General features: G+C 42.4%; 12 protein-coding genes. 8 read left to right on the forward strand and 4 right to left on the reverse strand.

The window, feature by feature from the left end; translation table 11 throughout:
* Positions 1-76: 76 nt before the first annotated feature.
* The 7 genes from AN213_RS09265 (at position 77) to AN213_RS09295 (ending at position 8,378) form a co-directional block, all read left to right on the forward strand.
* Positions 77-427, forward strand: coding sequence for a hypothetical protein (locus AN213_RS09265; RefSeq protein ID WP_054561182.1), 351 nt, complete (start codon positions 77-79; stop codon positions 425-427).
* Entirely contained in the window at positions 427-807 is a 381-nt protein-coding gene (locus AN213_RS09270; RefSeq protein ID WP_054560682.1) for a hypothetical protein, read from the forward strand. The genes AN213_RS09265 and AN213_RS09270 overlap by 1 nt, the downstream gene beginning before the upstream one ends.
* 84 nt (positions 808-891) lie before the next feature.
* On the forward strand, positions 892-1,647 hold the full coding sequence (locus AN213_RS09275; RefSeq protein WP_054560683.1) for an ABC transporter substrate-binding protein: 756 nt from the start codon (positions 892-894) through the stop codon (positions 1,645-1,647).
* A 51-nt stretch (positions 1,648-1,698) separates the two neighbouring features.
* Positions 1,699-3,867, forward strand: a complete 2,169-nt coding sequence (locus tag AN213_RS09280) for a tetratricopeptide repeat protein (protein WP_160316758.1) — start codon at positions 1,699-1,701, stop codon at positions 3,865-3,867.
* 149 nt (positions 3,868-4,016) lie between these two features.
* Complete coding sequence (locus tag AN213_RS09285; RefSeq protein WP_054560685.1) at positions 4,017-5,900, forward strand: propionyl-CoA synthetase; 1,884 nt, start codon at positions 4,017-4,019, stop codon at positions 5,898-5,900.
* Positions 5,901-6,012: 112 nt separating this feature from the next.
* A complete protein-coding gene (locus AN213_RS09290) occupies positions 6,013-7,680 on the forward strand; it encodes an asparagine synthase-related protein (protein ID WP_054560686.1) in 1,668 nt (555 codons plus the stop codon).
* A 128-nt stretch (positions 7,681-7,808) separates the two neighbouring features.
* Positions 7,809-8,378 carry a DUF2799 domain-containing protein gene (locus AN213_RS09295; protein WP_054560687.1) on the forward strand — a complete coding sequence of 190 codons (570 nt, stop codon included), beginning with the start codon at positions 7,809-7,811 and terminating at the stop codon, positions 8,376-8,378.
* On the opposite strand, the gene AN213_RS09300 is transcribed toward AN213_RS09295, so the two are convergent.
* A complete protein-coding gene (locus tag AN213_RS09300; protein ID WP_054560688.1) occupies positions 8,364-10,046 on the reverse strand; it encodes a sensor domain-containing diguanylate cyclase in 1,683 nt (560 codons plus the stop codon). The two genes, AN213_RS09295 and AN213_RS09300, sit on opposite strands and share 15 nt — an antisense overlap.
* Before the next feature lie 115 nt (positions 10,047-10,161).
* Positions 10,162-11,475, reverse strand: a complete 1,314-nt coding sequence (locus AN213_RS09305) for a DASH family cryptochrome (protein ID WP_054560689.1) — start codon at positions 11,473-11,475, stop codon at positions 10,162-10,164.
* 235 nt (positions 11,476-11,710) lie between these two features.
* Between AN213_RS09305 and AN213_RS09310 the strand changes: the two genes are divergently transcribed.
* Entirely contained in the window at positions 11,711-13,351 is a 1,641-nt protein-coding gene (locus AN213_RS09310) for a hypothetical protein (RefSeq protein ID WP_095209726.1), read from the forward strand.
* Here the strand turns inward: AN213_RS09310 and AN213_RS09315 are convergent.
* Positions 13,348-13,821 carry a VOC family protein gene (locus AN213_RS09315; protein ID WP_054560690.1) on the reverse strand — a complete coding sequence of 158 codons (474 nt, stop codon included), beginning with the start codon at positions 13,819-13,821 and terminating at the stop codon, positions 13,348-13,350. The two genes, AN213_RS09310 and AN213_RS09315, sit on opposite strands and share 4 nt — an antisense overlap.
* Before the next feature lie 139 nt (positions 13,822-13,960).
* Positions 13,961-17,521, reverse strand: coding sequence for an ImpA family metalloprotease (locus AN213_RS09320; protein WP_054560691.1), 3,561 nt, complete (start codon positions 17,519-17,521; stop codon positions 13,961-13,963).
* Positions 17,522-17,547: the final 26 nt, after the last annotated feature.

Raw genomic sequence — 17,547 nt, forward strand, 5'->3', positions numbered from 1 at the left:
ATCAATGAGATAATGCACCTCGTTTACCTACTTAAGCGAGGTGTATCGTCAATTAATGGCACATATTACATTTTTTATGGTCAAGTTTTTGGCCTTTTCTGTTGGCTGTTTTTCCTGCTTTTTACTTCATGACCAAGCCAATGTTGCCCTTGTGTTATCTGCTGCATTTACCGGTTTAGTTGGCACATTTATTCCTTTTCCTGCTCGTTTTGGTAACCATCCTTATGCAGCCATTTACGCTGGTAGTTTTGCTGGTATGTGCTCATCGAGTTTAATCAACAGCTACTGGGAGCTGAGTTTTATCTCTTTAATTGGTGCCAGCCTTTACGTATTAACTATGAACCTATTTGCAGGTTTTGGTGGTCGTCTTGGTAGCGTTGCTTTTGCCAGTGTGGCGCTTTACATGCTTGCAAAAGGGGTCTTTTAATGGATTTGTTTATTACAATTACCGCTTTACTTGGTGCCTACTCTACTTACTTTTTAGCGCATCATAACCGCTTTGATGGCATTCGCGCCTCAGCCGCCACCAGCATTATTGCATTTGCAATTTTAAGCCTATTCCCTGTTGATGTAGAACTTTACAGCGTGGCGTTTTTTGGGGGGACTTTCATTGGCATGAGCGCACCAAAACGCTTTGGCATTTTTACATTAGCCATTGCTTCAATATTGTTTGCTTTGTTGTTTGAATACCTTGTGCCGCGCTTGCATGGCTATGGCGGTGCATTGGGCTTGAGTGCTTTTCTATCTGTGTGTGTTTGCCATATCGGTATCTTGCTAGGGGCACCCCGCAGTAAAAAAAGCAACTAAATCTGACTTGGCAATTAAAAACCTATACCTTTTCATTAAGATTCTTTAGTATGTTAATTACTTGTTTAAGGATAAAGGATCTTTATGCTGTTTCGCTCATTACTGATTGCTACTCTGCTTTGTTTCATCAGTTGTGCAACGGCTGCGAAAACACTGACCTTTATCGCTGAAGATCTACCTCCTTACCATTTTAAAAATCAGCAAGGCGAAGCCGATGGTGCACTTGTTGAAGTAGTAAAAGCCGCCTTAGCACACGCAAACATCCCTAGCGAATTCGCAATTATGCCTATGGCGCGGGCTTTTCATGAGCTCGAAAACAATCCAAACATGTTAATGATTTCGCTACTAAAAAACCCAGCTCGCGAAAACCGCTTTCAGTGGTTAGCACAAACCTATTTTTCGGACGCTTACCTCGTTGACCTTGCGAGCAAAAGCCACAAAATATTTAGTTTAAAGCAAGCTCAGCAGTACCGTGTCGCGACTATTCGAGGCTATTCAAGTGAGCATTACTTGAAGCATGCCGGATTTAATGAAGATAAAAATTTGGTGCTAGTCAGTCATTACCATCAACTTTGGCAATTGCTTGAAAAAGAGCGCATAGACTTTGTGCTGACCAACACCCTGACTTTGCAAAACGAACTGGCATTATCTGGGGTTGATCCAAGTGACATTCATAAAAGCCTACACTTAGATGACTTTCCTTCAGGTCTTTATTTAGCTGCGAATCTTAATTTAGATAAACAACTCGCAGCGCAATTAAGTAACGCCATTGAAGCTTTGAAGCAAAGTGGTCAATACCAAGCAATTTTACAAAAATGGCAGTTGCCTTTACCTAAATAAAAAATGAAAAATACTCCATTATTTTACAAAAGCTTAGCCTTAGCTTGTGCCTTGAGCTGTCTATCGCTAAGCGCCTATGCTATTACCCCTGAACAAGCGTTAGAAAAGCTAAACGAAGCCCAGTCACTACGCAATAGTAACCCAAACCAAGCCACTGAAATTTTTGATCAGTTAACTAACGACTCAACTCTCGTCAATGAGCCTAACATCATGCAAGAAGCGCTTGAATCGCTGGCATTTATGAATGTCAGCAGTGGTGATTATGATCAAGCACTGAGCTATGCAGAGCAGCTACTGGAGTACGGACAAAAGCAAAGTAATCAGGCAATCACAGTACGAGCGATGCTTATTCAGGGCTACGCACAAGGTAGAAAAAGTAACTTTCTAACAGCAGAGCAGCACTACCGAGATGCATTAGCTATTGCAAAACAGATAAAAGATTCTGTGCTGATTGCCCAGTCTTATGAGCGATTAGCAGCCATTTTACGCTGGCAAGATAAATACATAGCCGCCCTTAATGAGGCACAAAAATCTGTTAATATCTTACATGAGTTTGATGATGAAAAATCGTATGCATCGGCATTACTAAACTTAGGAATAATCGAAGCCATTATTGGCGATCACAATGCGGCGCTTGCAAGTTTAACTCAATCATTTTCTTTGCATCAAAAGCTTGATGACAAAAAAGGCATAGCCGATTCGCTTTACGAAATTGGCGAAGTTTACCGCCGTATGGGCGACAGTGCTCAATCGTTAAAGCACTTTAAAATGTCTCACGTGTTGGATTTAGAAATTGGCTCAAAAGTCGACATCGGTAACAGTGCCATGAAGGTCGGCTACGCTGCACTAAAACAAGGCGAACTTGCTACAGCCACAGATTACGCAGAAAAGTCGATTAGCTATTATCAGCAATCATCTTCAAACACAGGGCTATGTCGCTCGTACGATTTAATGGCGTTAATTGCTTTAAAACAAAATAACATAAGTGAAGCGCAAGCCTATATCAACCGCGCTTTGGCAATCGCTACTGACTATAATTTTCGCTCACACTTGGTATCTTTAGGGATCACCCAAACACGTATTTATCAAGCCCTTGATGATCACGCTGAAGCAATTAAAACCGCAGAGCAGGCTTTAAAACAGGCTGATGAGCTGCAAGATGTTGAAGATCAAATTAGCTTAAATAAGTTACTCACTGACTCTTACCTTGCTTTACAACTGTATAAACAAGCATTTGAATCGCAAAACCGCTATCAAACCCTTGAGGATAATACAGGTAAAAATCAGCACGACTTAACCGTGGCCGCGATGCAAAGCCAAGTAGCTTTTATGCGAAATCAGCAAGAAATCAACCAATTGAGTGCTGAAAAGCAAATTCAAGCGGCTCAACTAAGCGAAAGTGAATGGCAATTCAAAGCGTGGTTACTGGGCTTAAGCTGCGTGATTTTGCTGATATCTGGCTTTGGTTACCGCTCATTTAAAAAGCGTAAGCTTGCCAGTGAACGAGCACAGCTACTCCAAGAAGTCGTTGATAAAAAGAACCGCTTACTAGCCGATGTGTCTCATGAAATTCGCACGCCACTCACAGCACTACAATTGCAAGTTGAAGCATTGCAATACAATATCGCCAAAGACGTAGATGCCTCTTACGATGCCATTAATCGAAAACTTACCGATATCAATGTACTGATCCGTGATATCCATCAACTAGCACAAGCTGACTCCGATAGCCTATATCTGAACTTAAAACCCTATTTACTTGCTGACGTATTATCCGTTTGGCAGCAAGACTTTACTGCTTTTGTAGAAAACAAAGGTTTTGAATTTACTAGTAACATTCACCTTGCTGCAGATATCAAAGTGACATGGGATATAGATAAAATTAAGCAAGTACTGACGAACCTTTTATCAAACAGTACTTTTTATACTGATAAACCCGGCAAAATTAAATTTATAGCAACGGCCTCAGAGCAGAGTATTACTTTTAGTATTGAAGATACCCCACCCGGCGTTACCAATAATCAGTTAGTTGAAATATTCGAACGTTTATACCGCGTTGATAAGTCGCGCAGCCGTCAAACAGGCGGCTCAGGCCTTGGACTTGCGATTTGTAAAAGCCTGATAGAAACACACAAAGGCACTATAAAAGCTGAGCACAGTGAGCTAGGTGGCGTTAAGATCTTCATTTGCTTACCGCTTATTAGTGAACAACAGGTTTAATTAGCACCACGATTCCCTAAAATCGCCCCTAAACAGGGCGATTTCACGACATTTAGCCCAATTAATGCCGACCAAGGTCGCATATTATTTAATCAAAAAAACACCTACATTTTTTAGGGTCTCTCACTAAAAAGTATAGGAGCCTCACAATGGCGGGCGAATATCAACAACAATACAAACAGTTCCAGCGCGATCCGGGTCAGTTTTGGCTTGAGCAAAGTAAACGAATTCCTTGGTTTAAAGAGCCAAGTGCCCCTTATCAATATGACGATAATGATTTTTACCATTGGTTTGCCGATGGTCAGTTAAACACTTGTTACTTAGCCCTGGACCAACACGTCGAAGCTGGCTATGGCGACCAAACTGCACTGATTTACGACTCCCCTGTTACCAATACCAAACAACAATACACTTATGGCGAGTTACAAACTCAAGTTGCTAAATTTGCAGGGCTCATGCAATCCCTTGGCGTAAGCAAAGGTGACCGTGTAGTCATTTATATGCCAATGATCCCACAAGCAGTTATTGGTATGCTGGCGTGTGCGCGCCTTGGTGCCATTCACTCCGTTGTATTTGGTGGTTTTGCACCTCACGAACTCGCTGTGCGTATTGATGATGCAAAACCTAAGCTTGTGCTTACTGCGTCTTGCGGGGTCGAAATTAATCATGTGATCGAATATAAACCACTGCTTGATGAAGCACTCGAAAACGCCAAGCATGCTGTTGAACACTGTATTGTATTTCAGCGTGAACAAGCCATTGCCGAGATGCAAGATGGCCGAGACATCGATTGGCAATCAGCCTCTGATACAGCAAGTGCAGTCGATGCAGTGCCTGTTGCAGGCGACGACCCGCTTTATATTCTTTACACATCAGGTACCACAGGCACACCCAAGGGGGTGGTTCGAGAAAACGGTGGTCACGCAGTTGCAATGCATTACAGCATGGAAACCGTGTATGGCATGAAGCCCGGCGAGGTATTTTGGGCAGCTTCCGATATTGGCTGGGTGGTTGGTCACTCATACATTGTATATGCACCGCTCATTTATCGCTGTGCCACCGTACTTTATGAAGGAAAACCAATAAGAACTCCTGATGCCAGTGCATTTTGGCGTGTTGTAGAAGATTATAAAGTCACCGCCTTATTCAGTGCTCCAACTGCATTTCGCGCAATTAAAAAAGAAGACCCGACCGCCGAGGGCTTTAAACAATACGATACCTCAAGTTTAAAACGTTTATTCTTGGCCGGCGAACGCCTAGATCCGCCAACGTATGAGTGGTTGAAAGACAACACTGGCTTGCCTGTACTCGACCACTGGTGGCAAACAGAAACAGGTTGGGCAATTGCGTGTAATCCAATTGGTATTGAACAACTTGCCACTAAACCGGGAAGTTCAACTGTGCCAACACCGGGCTTTGATGTACAAATTCTTGATATGAATGGTGAGCAGTGCGCCGCAAACGAAAGCGGCGCAGTGGTTATTAAACTGCCTTTACCTCCTGGCTGCTTACCAACAATTTGGCAAAACAATGAACGCTTTCAGGCGGGCTACTTAAGTGAGTACCCTGATTATTATCTCTCTGGTGATGGCGGCTATATTGATGAGGATGGGTATCTATTTATTATGGGTCGTACCGATGATGTAATTAACGTTGCAGGTCATCGCTTATCAACCGGTGAAATGGAAGAGATTGTAGCAGCCCACCCTGCTGTTGCTGAATGCGCAGTATTTGGTGTTAACGATGCACTCAAAGGGCAATTACCCATGGCGATGATAGTGCTCAAAGACGATTATCTTGGCGATAGCAAAGAAGTTGAGCAACAGTTAGTTCACTCGGTAAGAAATCAAATTGGCGCCATTGCCTGCCTGAAAAACATTTTGCATGTTGAGCGCCTTCCAAAAACCCGCTCAGGGAAAATACTCAGAAAGAATTTACGCCAATTGGTCGATGGTGAAGAGCTGCAAATTCCATCAACCATTGATGATGCGAGTATATTCGATGAAATCAACCAACAACTTAACAATCGCTGATCTGCGATTGTAATTTTGTAATGTTACCAAAGGCCTTGTTTAAGGCCTTTATTCGTTTTGGCCTATGGCTTGCAACTTTACATGTAAGTTAGCAAACGAAAAGGTGGTTAACATGGCTGTTATCGCAGGTTATATCCAATTCAATGAATTAGGCAAAACAGAATTTCATTATATTAATCAACTAGCTGATGTATTTAATCGCTACAAAAAAGCAGATGTTCAGCGCTTTGATTGTGATAATGGAGCTATTTTTCACTATGACTTTGATGCTTACCAACAAGCGAGTTGGTTGCAAACTGAGTCGCAAATTGCAACGCTGATTGGTCACCCTTTACTAAGCAGCTCGCGCAGTGATGATTTAAAAACCATGGCCAATACAGCTTCCCTCAACACTTGCTTACAGCAATGTGAAGGGGTATTTAGCTTTTGCCAGTTTAATAGCCAATTAGGCAGCTTAGTACTCGCCACCGATCCCCTTGGTTTAAAGCCGTTTTATACCTTAAAAACAGCGCAAGGCTTACTGTTTTCAACCAACTTGGGGTTATTTAAACAGCTCAGTATTGAGCTTGAAAGTGATGCCGAAGCACTCACAGAGCTTGCTGTGCTTGGTTACCCGCTATTAGATCACACGCCATATAAAAACATAAAATGCTCATACCCAGGCGAAATATTACGTTTTGATGCCAGTCATGGCGTGGTAAAACAGCGTTACTTTGATTGGGTCGCCCTTGCCAAACAGAACTTTGAGGTGACCGACGCAATTGAAGGGGTTACTCAGGCCTTTCGCAGTGTTGTAACAAAAGCGATGCACACCGATAAAAAAGTGCTGAGCACCTTGTCTGGCGGCCTTGATTCACGGCTAATTAACTGCGAGCTATTACGCCAAGGTGTTGAGCTTAAGTCGTTTAATTTTTCGCAATCAGATAGCCAAGATCTCTACTGCGCAAAACAATATGCTTCGCAAAATGCCCTTAAACTTGAGGTTGTGCAAGTACGCGACACGCAAAAGCTCTCTGTTGAGCAGCGCCTTGGTAAATACTGGCGCAAAGCGCATCACAATGAATATAAAACAGTTTCAAGACCACAAATTAGTTGGTCTGGTAATGGTGGCAGTGTTGGTTTAGGTGCCGTATTTTATGGCGACGCTATTTATGAGGCGGCAAAAGAAAACAATCTTGATAAGCTCATTCAAGCTTATTTAGATCAGCAATACGCTTATTTGCCAAAGTCAGTGGTACATAATGCGTCTATGCTGCAACAAAAACTAATTGATAACCTAAAACTTAGTTTTAAACCCTTGGCTGAATTACCACTCGAAAAAGCATTCCAATTGTTTTTACTACTCAATGATCAACATCATCATTTGAGCATTCCGAACGAGCAAGTATGCGAGTTTAAAATGGAGTTCTTCCATCCGTTTTATTCGTGGAAAGTGCTGCAATATCCTTTAGCTGTCCCTGTTGAATATGTTCGTAAGCACCGCTTTTATCAGCGCTGGCTGAAAACCAGTTACCCACGAGCTATGCTTGCACCATGGCAAGCCTATCCGGGTCATATGCCTTGCCCTATCAAGGTAAATTACCAATCACAGTGGCAGTTTAACAATAACAATCTAATGCGTTTTGGCGAGCTGTTTAAGCTGTGGTACGAGATCATGCGCTTTGACCGCCATCAATTGATCAAACGCAGTCACTTTACCGCGTTATGCTTATTACAGTTAGCTCACCTAAAAAATGCGCAGCCAAACATTCGCATTGCTCAGCGGTTCTGTCAGTGGTAATGGATACCTAGGCGCAATAAAACTTAATCATTTGAGGGCATTGTTATGAAATACAAAAACTACTTTCTAAAAAATAATATTACAGGCTAGAATCAAGTTAGTTATTAATAATTTAAGCTGAGACTTTAATGAGAAAATGGACACTTCCTCTACTGCCATTAATCGTATTAGCAGGCTGTACCTCAGTCAGTAAAGATGAATGTTTACAAGCCAATTGGCATGGTATTGGTTATAAACATGGTGCAGATGGCACTGAGTATCGTGATGGCATAGATGCCTTATCACAATGTAGCGAGTATGGCGTAAGTGCCGATATTGCTGAATATAAAGTGGGATACGATCAAGGTCTGGCGGTGTATTGTGAGCCCGAAAATGGCTTTACCCTTGGCATGCAGGGAGCATCTTACAATGGCGTCTGTAATAGCACAGCATTTCGTAAAGCATGGCAAGAAGGCAACGACAGGTATCAAGTACAGCAAAGGCTGATATACATTGATGACCGAATTGACGATATTGACCGCCGCCTAAAAGATATTCGCGCTGAGCTTAACAGCAATCAACTTGATAATGGCCAACAAAAAGAGCTTTATCGAGAACGAAGAGATTTAGAAAACGAGCGCAAAGATTTACGTAAAGAGCGTGCTTTACTACCGCTTTTGAATAAGCTGCCGAGTGTCGAAATTTCAACCGAGTGGTGATGCTTTATGTTTAAGCTTCATCTTATACATTTGCTCGTCAGCAGTGGCGAGTAACTCTTTGGCATTTTTACCATCTTCTGGGTAAAGCGCGATTCCAAAACTAGCACTCACAGGCACTTTTGTTGCGTAGCGCTTTGCTACGCCTTCAACCGCTTTTTGGCAGCGCCCTGCAATGTCTTGGCAAACAGAAAGTTTTGCTAACGTTGGTAACACAATCACAAACTCATCGCCGCCAATACGAGCTAATATGTCTTTATCGCGCAGCTGAAGTGAAAGCTGCTCACTGATTTCAAGCAGTAGATTATCGCCCTGCTCGTGACCAAAGGTATCGTTCACCAGTTTAAAGTTATCAAGGTCGACATAAATCAACGAAAACTGGTTACCTTCATTCGCCGCATGATGAGAAAATGAATGTAACTGAATATCTAAACCTCGCCGATTTAACAGCTTAGTAAGAGGGTCTTGATTGACTAATTCGTCAAGCAGTTGGCGCTTTTCTACTGCCTGCGAAATATCATCAAATGCACCAATGTAATGACTCACTTGGCCATGTTCGTCATACATGGCATCTATGGTTAACAACTCAGGAAAAACTTCACCGGTTTTGCGCTTGTTCCATATTTCACCTTGCCAGCGCCCATTGTGTATTAAACACTCCCACATCAACTCAAAGAACTCTGTGGGTTGCTGCTTAGCTGAAAGTATAGATGGGTTTTTATCAAGCACTTCTGCCTTACAAAAGCCTGTAATTTGCTCAAAAGCAGGGTTAACATCCACAATTTTAGGCTCAGGGGTGGTTATTAATATACCGCGGCTTGTTGTTGAGAAAACGGCTGTAAGCAGCTGTATTTTTTCGTTGCTTTTAACTTCTTCAGTGACATCTTCTGAATAACCATTCCACTCAACACTGCCATTAGCACGGGCAATAGGTGAGGATTTTCCTTCAACCCAAATCACCCCTTTAGTTGGATGATTAACTCTATATACCTCATGCCACTCGCATAATTCGCCTCGCGATTTCTCAATGCTTTTAACGACTCGCTCTAAATCATCTGGGTGAATCGTTTGCATGATTAAATCTGCAGAGTTTTTTATATCATCTGCCGTGCAGCCATAAATGTTGAAGACTTTGGAGCTGGCAAAAGGAAAATATGCGGTGCCATCTTTTTCCACCACATACTGATAAACAAACCCCGGTAAGTTATCAGTAAACTTTTGCAATTTAGCATGTAAAAACTCAATTTCTCGCTCTTTTAACCACTGTTCAGTAATATCGATATGAACGCCTAGCATCCATTCAGGATTGCCATTTTCATCCCAGCTTTGCACTTGGCCCTTATCGAGCACTTTAACCCAATGCCCTTGTTTGTGCTTCATTCGCGCTTCGCAAATATAACGCTTAGAGTCACCTTTAAAGTGAGCGTTTAATAGCTGTTCCGATTTTGATAGGTCGTCAGGGTGAGCAAAGCTGAGCCAAGTTTCAATTGAAACTGGCAATAATTCTTGCAGTGTGTAACCGATAATATCGGCCCACTTATCATTGAAAATGGTTTCGCCTGTTTGTACATTCCAAAGCCAAATACCCGCATCTCCACTGTCGAGAATTAGCTGAGCAATGTCTAAACCTAGATGCGACTTAATCGCATCATACCCTTCACTAAATGCCATAATTAGCCTTGTTAACTAGCCCACCAACAATAAAAGCAAGCCTTAATCATTATTTTAGTTAACAAAATAAAAAAACACTAAAAATCTGTGAAGAATATTGATCTAACGCAGGCTATTAAATCCTTGGCCAATCCACCTCATCAACACTATCGATTGTGCTTACGATGGTTTGATCTCCTTGCCATTTTCGAATGTAACGCGCTAGGGGATCATAAAGCGCTGTTTGCTTATTAATATGAAAATGTCGACCGCCTCTAGGGTCAACGCCGACACCCGCAATATATTGCCAATTACCCCAGTTCGCAGCCACGTCGTAATCGATGAGTTGCTGTTCGAAATACGCTGCGCCATAGCGCCAATCCAGTTCAAGCTCATTAACTAAACAACTTGCCGCAATTTGCCGAGAGCGGTTAGATATATAGCCTGTCGCATTAAGCTCATGCATTATTGCATTTACCAAAGCAAACGGCGTGCGACCTTGGCACCACGCATTAAAGCGCTGGCTGTTAAAAGTCGTCAGTGGCGCACTATGCTTTTGCCCTTTAAACTGGAAGAGTGTTGCGCCAGCATGCATCGCATGCCACTTAAAATATTCGCGCCACAGTAATTCAAACTTTATCCAATAGCTCGACTCATTCGCACCGTTTTCTAACTCATACACTTCAACTTCTCGGTAAAGCTGTTTTGCGCTAATTGTGCCCCCAGCGAGCCAAACACTGAACTTAGTACTGTTTCTAAAGCCGTCTAACTCATTGCGTGTTTCTTTATAACTGCTTGGCGCTTTAGATGAAAAGTACGCATCACAATGCTGCTGAGCTGCAAGTAAACCACCTTTAAAAATGTTAGGTTGAGTTGCAACATCATCAATAGGGTTATCAGGGCATAGTTGTACAGGATGAGGTAAGTGGCTAACCGCTTGCAGTGGCGCCGCTATAAAGGTTGGCTCAGCTTCTACCTTTTTGCGAAAGGCAGTAAAGTTTTTAGGTAGGTCATCAAACTGAAAAGGCAAGTCCGTTGCTTTAAACAAGGTATCTTGTTGATAAGTTTTCACTGTCACTTCTGGGCATAACACTTTGATTTTATAGAGCTGTTTTTGCTCATAAACGCCAACTTGCTCTGTACAAACCAAAGTTTCAATATCGTACTTTTGTAATCGCTGACTGATTACTTGCTCAGGCTCACCACTTAGCACATGAAGTGTTTGCCCAAGCTTCTCAACAGCTTGTGCAAATGCTGCTAGGCTTTCACGTAAAAAACGGTGTCTATGCGTGCCATACGGTTTTGATTGATAGTTAGTTTGCCTAAACCAGCGCGGCTCAATCACAAACACTAAATCAAGCTCGCCATCAAAATCAGCTAACTCAGATAGAATTTCATTGTCGACTAGGCGTAAGTCATTTTGCAGCCAATATAAAACACGCTTTTTCATTATTTGCTCTATTAGAAACCTTAAGAAATCATACGTAAGCCAGCTATTTATCGATTAACTTCGCCACAGTTAGTTAGCATAACGTTTATTAATCATAAACTTACAACCTTCAATGAAGTTTAAGTTTTAGTTAAGTTTTTCTTAAGTTAGCGATTTTATGCTGATAACTGTAAAGAATTTAAAGGTTGATAAAGCCAAACACGCTGCATCTCCTTGGTATTTAGTAGGCATAATAATGATGAATAAAATAACATCGGTTTTATTAATAACATGCACTGCTACAGGGACTGTTTATGCAAACGAGCCTTTAAGCTTAGATGTGGTTTGTGAAGTAAAAAGCAAACCTACTGCAGAGTTAAGCGAGGACAAAGACATCACTGTTGATAAACTCAACATTGATACGCATACGATTTTCGATCCTAATGACCCTGAAACAACCGCCCTACATCGCTTTATCAACTGGCTGCACATTGATACCAAAAACAAAGTGGTTAGTGAGCAAATTACCTTCAAAGAGGGTGATCAAGTCAGTGAGCGTCAGCTACAAGAAGCGGAGCGCATTTTGCGCAGCAAAAAATACTTAAGAGATGCCAAGGTTAGCTATACAAAAGATTGCCTTGAAGATGAACCCCGCGTGGTGCAAATCGATACCTGGGATACCTGGAGTTTATTGCCAACCATTAATTTTGGCCGTAGTAGTGGCAATAATAAATACAGCTTAGGTTTTAAAGAAGAAAACTTTTTAGGCTACGGTATTCGCGCATCTTTAAAGTATAAATCAGATCATGAACGCTCAGGCTACCACTCAGTGCTGCAAATGCCAGTGCCTTGGCAGCCTCATGCAACCCTCACTTTACAAGCTGATGATTACGATGACGGGCAAGTGTTTTTAGTGGATTATCATCAGCCTTTTTATCAACGCAGCAGTGACGCACTAATGCGCTACTTTGCTAAATCACAAAAGCAAAAAAGTTATATCTATCAAAATGGCATGACTCGTTCAGAGTTTTTTACTGATGAATTAATCGCCCAGTTTGCTTACGGCGGAATTTTATCGCAAGACAGTCAGCAAACCTTTCACTGGCTTGCTGGGATTGATTACGAAGATGTCAGTTACCGCCCTTTTGAAACAGAGCCTTTGCTTGCAGGCCTTAACGATTACACCATTGCAGCGCCTTGGGTCGGATTACATTGGCTAGAAGACAATTATGCCGTATTGCACGATATTGACCTAATAAACCACAACGAAGACGTTAACCTAGGTTGGGAGCTAAATTCAAAGTTTGCCATCGATACCGTAAATTTTGGCCAAGGCTTTTTATTTGATACAAATCTTACCAAAGCGTGGTTTAACAATAACGCCTTGTATCGATTTGCCGCTGGAATGAAAGGCAATATGGGAACTGAGCTTGATGACCGTTTAGCGCTTTATTCAAAAGCACAATTTAACTATCGCTGGTCAAACTCATTTGCTTTTTATGCGCATCTAAATGGTCATTGGCAAAACCATGAATTTGCTGATAAACCACTGGCCGTTGGCGGTGAAGAAGGCATGCGTGGCTTCCCAGAAAGTTACCAACATGGTACATCAAGCGTACAAGCAACGGCTGAACTAAGAATGTACCCTAATATCAATCTGTATCAGTTTGTAGATGTAGGCTTTGTTGGCTTTGTTGATGTAGGCCAAGCATTTGGCAGCACTGAAACTGCAAATATTTCAGATTCAATGCTAACCAGTGCAGGCGTTGGTATTCGCCTATATTCATCGCGCTCAAGTAACGACAATGTGATACATATCGACTTTAGTACGCCTCTGGGCAGTTACCAAGACGTGGATTCATGGCAAATAGGAATGTCGGTTGAAACAACTTTTTAAGCATCTTGCTCTTTACTCATAAGCTCGCTCATGCGCTGCATAAGCTCTTGCTCACTGAGGTCTTCTTTGTGTGTGCCTATAGTCCAGATATGACCAAAAGGGTCTTCTAGAGTCCCTGACCTATCGCCATAAAATTGGTCATGTACTGGGCGTAGCTCTTTTGCCCCAAGCGACAAAGCTTTAGCAAAAACACCATCGACATCTTCAACATACAGCATAATGCTCACCGGTGTACCGCCAAGTTGTTGCGGCGACTTAAATTGCACATCAGGGCAATTATCAGAAAGCATAATATGAGAGTCGGCTATTTTTATTTCAGCATGCGCCACTCCACCATCAGGCAAGGGCATTTGCATTACAAGCTCTGCATCAAAAGCGTGTTTGTAGAACTCTATCGCCTTAGTGGCACCTTCAATAACCAAATACGGGGTTACCGCATGGAAACCTTTAGGGATTGCAGAAACAGCCATGTTACACCTCAACGTTAAATGTGTGAGTTATAAAGGTAGCAGTTGTAGCTAATTTCACTAATCTAATAATAAAAACGCCAGCGAAATCTTTCGCTGGCGTTTTAAATACAAATACCAATCAACTTAACAAAGCGGTGTATTATTCAGGCCAGCTTTGAGCTCCATCAATTGCAACCTCTGTTTGATTTAACGTCGTGCAATAACCTGTGGCAGATGAGGCATAGTAAACATCACCTAATACCGTGTAGTTTTTTGCTTTAACCTGCTGTTTTGCTTTGTCTGACGTTGCCATGCCCCACATGCTGAAGTAGTTGCTCAAATCGAGCTCGGCTGCTTCTGAAAGCGCTATTAATAGCCAATCATTGTTGCCTATGCTTTGTGCCTCCGACAAGCTGTAGCTTGAAAAGCCAAGTGCATCTTTTTGTGCCTGCCAATTAGTCTCGCTGTTATCAGCTAGATTAAACGCACGCTCCAAGATGTGTAAGCGAGGGTATAAATGCCAGCCGTTTTCAAGCTTATTGTGTGCCTGTGCGGCCATCATAATTTGTAAATAAATAGCGTGACTTTGCGACCACTCTGACATCGCTAAACCTTGCATATAAGCAAATGCATCTGCGCTTTGTTTACTGGCTTGTAAATGATCAAACAAGTTCTCGAATGGCAAGTTTTGGCACGATGCCGAAAAGCCGGTTTCATCTTCAAACTTCGACTTACTGTAGTAGGAGTAAAAGTTGGTATTTGAATGGCCACCAAACCCTTCGATACGGAAGCGCCCTCTTTCAAGTCCATGCCCTAATTCATGGATATCGCCATGCCCAGTTGGATTAAAATTCCAACCTGCGTCATACGGATTACCAGAACAACCCCAACCACAGGTCGGTTGGTCTGCATTCATATGTTTTACAATATCAATTGTTTGCACCTCAATATTGCGTGCACTCGCAAAGTCATGAATTTCGCTAACCACATCGATGCCCGGCCCTTTGAAACCAGCAAGTACATGCGGATAGTTATGAGTATAACGCTCTACTGCATGGGCGAAGTCAGACGCTATGGGCCAATAACCATCGTTAATTGAAATACGCATTTTCTCGAGCTTTGAATGCACTTCAAAGCCACCGGTTGCTACCTCAGCCCAATCATAGTCGCCTTTTTCAAGCAACTCAGCAAAGCGCTCATCATCACTGCTGCTGCGCCAATACGGGTGCTCACCTACATTACTAAATTCAAAGCTGACATCTAAATCATTTTGATCAAACTCAATTTGAATTGGCCCACCATAAGGTGACGTAAAATAGACCGTTTCATTTGTCTCTATAGGCACATGAACCGACTGCAATTTAGCGGGTCGATTATAGCCATTGCTGCTCATGTAATGTGTTGCGCCATCACGCAGAGTATTAACAAACACCTTGGTATTCACTGCTTGATTATCGGTGCGTTTGATAGCAAATGTTTGCCCCGGCAAGGCATACACACCCGTTGAGCGAAAATACGCCTTACTCTGCATATTCACGGTGACGGTTTTAGGTGTTACATGACTAAAATCACTACGGCTGAAATTCCCCATATCAACTTGAAGTGGATTAACTTTACGTATATTTAATACCGCATGATCAGTAAACAGTGCGCGAAAGAAGCTTGTATTATCGGTGCTTAGCTTATCCATCGGGAAGCTCACAACTTGGCGATAATGATCTGCAAGCAGCGCCAGTAACTGGTAAAAGCGATAGCCCTGCTCAGTAAAGATATCTGTTTTCGCTTGGTCAAAACCTCTAAAAACCGAATTAATGATAGTTGCCGCATCACTAAACTGTTGCTGATATTGGCTTTCAGCTGGGCAGCTACGATTATCACAGGCACTTAAATCAACACTAAATTCGCTGCTTTTAAAGCGGCTAAGTAAGTCTTTAATAGTTTGCGCATCAGTTGGCAAGCTGTCGTTGATAGCAATTGGGTTCCACTGTGCCAGTTCTAATCGGTGCCAATAGTTATCACCTGCAACGCTCACATGGAGTAATTCAAATAGCGCTTTACCTAGTGCTGTTTGACTACCATCACGCTGAATATAGATCACCGCTATATCATTTGCTTGCGCTTGCTTTACTGCAGCCACAACATTCTCAATATTTAATCCTTCACGCTCATGCTGAGAGATAATCAGTACATCCGTGTCAGTTGTTAAACACGCCGCTAAAGCGTCATTGTCACAACTTGTATTGTCGTTATAGCTCACCATGCCTTCATATTGACTATCAAACCACTCTCGCGTTTTAATCCTATCTTGAAAGTAATAGCTTTGATCAAGTTGCGCTAATACAAGTTTAAGTGGCTGCTCTGCGGTTATTTCTCTACCAGCTAACCATGTGGTGCTGTTTTTCAAAAACTGAGTCATTTGCTCGTTAATGGTATTTCGATAAGGATTACTACCAAATACCAAGTAACGGCCCTGCTCCCCATCACTAGTTCCAACTACAGCAAGGTTTCTGACTTTTGTCTCGTAGCCATCTTGCCAACTATTGTTGGTAAGTAGAACTGGCTCATTGAATGGATAAGTGGCATTTAATAACGTTGCATCCCATGTTGGATACCAGTTTAATTCATCAAGAGCGGAGCTTGAGCCAAAAGCAAATAAGCTATTTTTAATGCTTTGAAAGCGCGCTTTGTGGGTATCTATTTCATTAAGCGCAGCATCAAGTAGCAACTCACTGTTTGGAACAACCAGCGCATTACCCGTTTCGAGTGCCTCGGCCACATAACTTTGGGTGATGTTTAACACAAACTCAAAGCTTGCCTGTACACGTGAGTCAGAGGCTGTGATTGTGAATTTATGTTCACCAAGTTCTTCATTACTCGCGGTGCCTGATAAGATGCTAGTTTGCTCATCAAAACTTAGCCACGTTGGTAAACCTGTTAAGGTTAAGCTCACATCATCGTTGTCTGCATCGGTGCTGATTAACTGCACACTCAAAGCCTGCTCAGCACGAACTTCACTACTCAGTGGAGACACCACAGGCGCTGAGTTTGCTCTGGCAGCGATGTTAAATGTTTGCTCTGCCTGCTGCGTCACTTCGCCATCTGAATAACGAAAACGAATTTGCTGTTCGCCCGTATTCGCAAACAAGGGCGTGCCGCTAAAACTGAGGTTAGTCGCATCAAAGCTAAGCCAATCAGGTTTACTAACTTCACTTACTACCACAGTGTCATTTTGTGCATCAGTAAATGTTAGCTGGTAAGTATAAGCTTGGCCTTCATTGCTATCCGATGGGATGGACGTGAGCGTTGGCGGTGTATTTTCAATAAGTTTGGCCTCTACATTAATATCAATCAAAAGCTGTGCAGAGAGCTGCCCATCAGTGACCGTAAACTCAATGTTTGCATACTTACCTACTTGCTCAGGCGTGCCACTGATACTTGCTGAGGCTTCATTAAAACTTAGCCAACTTGGTAAGTTTGTTACAGACAAAGTAAGTGGGTCATTATCTGGATCAGAGACTTCAGGGCTAAAACTCAAGGTTTCACCAACACGTAAAGTCTGTGATTGACCGCTGATTTGCGGCGCTTGATTTTGTGGTGTTTCGGTTACAGGAGGGGTTGTTGTTTGTTTTTCATCTGAGCCTGAGCCGCCACAAGCAGCAAGTGTTAGCAATACAGCCGAGCATAATAGCGAGCGTATGCACAAAGAGTAAGGTGCGTTCATTGAGTTCTTATCGGTATGGTAAACAA

Origin of the sequence: Pseudoalteromonas sp. P1-8 (genome assembly GCF_001399985.1) — a bacterium.
GTDB lineage: Bacteria > Pseudomonadota > Gammaproteobacteria > Enterobacterales > Alteromonadaceae > Pseudoalteromonas.

Coding starts and splice junctions, on each gene's coding strand:
- AN213_RS09265 (WP_054561182.1), top strand. CDS start 77: ATGGTCAAGTTTTTGGCCTTTTCTGTTGGCTGTTTTTCCTGCTTTTTA.
- AN213_RS09270 (WP_054560682.1), top strand. CDS start 427: ATGGATTTGTTTATTACAATTACCGCTTTACTTGGTGCCTACTCTACT.
- AN213_RS09275 (WP_054560683.1), top strand. CDS start 892: ATGCTGTTTCGCTCATTACTGATTGCTACTCTGCTTTGTTTCATCAGT.
- AN213_RS09285 (WP_054560685.1), top strand. CDS start 4,017: ATGGCGGGCGAATATCAACAACAATACAAACAGTTCCAGCGCGATCCG.
- AN213_RS09290 (WP_054560686.1), top strand. CDS start 6,013: ATGGCTGTTATCGCAGGTTATATCCAATTCAATGAATTAGGCAAAACA.
- AN213_RS09295 (WP_054560687.1), top strand. CDS start 7,809: ATGAGAAAATGGACACTTCCTCTACTGCCATTAATCGTATTAGCAGGC.
- AN213_RS09300 (WP_054560688.1), bottom strand. CDS start 10,046: ATGGCATTTAGTGAAGGGTATGATGCGATTAAGTCGCATCTAGGTTTA.
- AN213_RS09305 (WP_054560689.1), bottom strand. CDS start 11,475: ATGAAAAAGCGTGTTTTATATTGGCTGCAAAATGACTTACGCCTAGTC.
- AN213_RS09310 (WP_095209726.1), top strand. CDS start 11,711: ATGATGAATAAAATAACATCGGTTTTATTAATAACATGCACTGCTACA.
- AN213_RS09315 (WP_054560690.1), bottom strand. CDS start 13,821: ATGGCTGTTTCTGCAATCCCTAAAGGTTTCCATGCGGTAACCCCGTAT.
- AN213_RS09320 (WP_054560691.1), bottom strand. CDS start 17,521: ATGAACGCACCTTACTCTTTGTGCATACGCTCGCTATTATGCTCGGCT.